The sequence below is a fragment of the Pedobacter nototheniae genome, assembly GCF_004335085.1.
Classification (GTDB): domain Bacteria; phylum Bacteroidota; class Bacteroidia; order Sphingobacteriales; family Sphingobacteriaceae; genus Pedobacter; species Pedobacter nototheniae.
This window is the reverse complement of the sequence record NZ_RQRS01000091.1, coordinates 1-366: the sequence shown is the minus strand read 5'-3', so window position 1 is coordinate 366 and position 366 is coordinate 1. Positions and strand designations below refer to the sequence as shown.

Annotated in this window: 1 protein-coding gene; it reads right to left on the bottom strand. The window is 43.2% G+C overall.

Annotation, left to right across the window (positions count from 1 at the left end):
- A partial coding sequence (locus tag EHC72_RS22890; protein WP_165585927.1) for a hypothetical protein occupies positions 1–366 on the bottom strand: 366 nt, incomplete at both ends.

Here is a 366-nt window from a genome sequence, read left to right as displayed (position 1 = left end):
TGGTTTCGGCTTCCATTAAATAAGATGATGCCACTTTTGAGGCTGCAAGAGCTTTCCCTTTTTCGGTTAATATTTCCTGATTGGCCTGAAAGGTTTGCATAGGTACCACACTTTCATTGCCATACAATCTTGCTGATCTTTTATACGCATCCTGAGCGGTAGAACCGATGTTTCCATTATAATCCTTGGCACTCTGTTTCATGGCAAGGTTGCCGCTGGCATCATAATCGAAAAGAGCCGATTGTACCGGAACGGTGAGCAAAGACATGCTTACTTTGGTACAATCGCTGCCGTAAATTAAGGGTATTGAAGCTTCATTTTTAGCGGCACCGAATACCAAACCTGTACCATTGCAATAAATCCAGC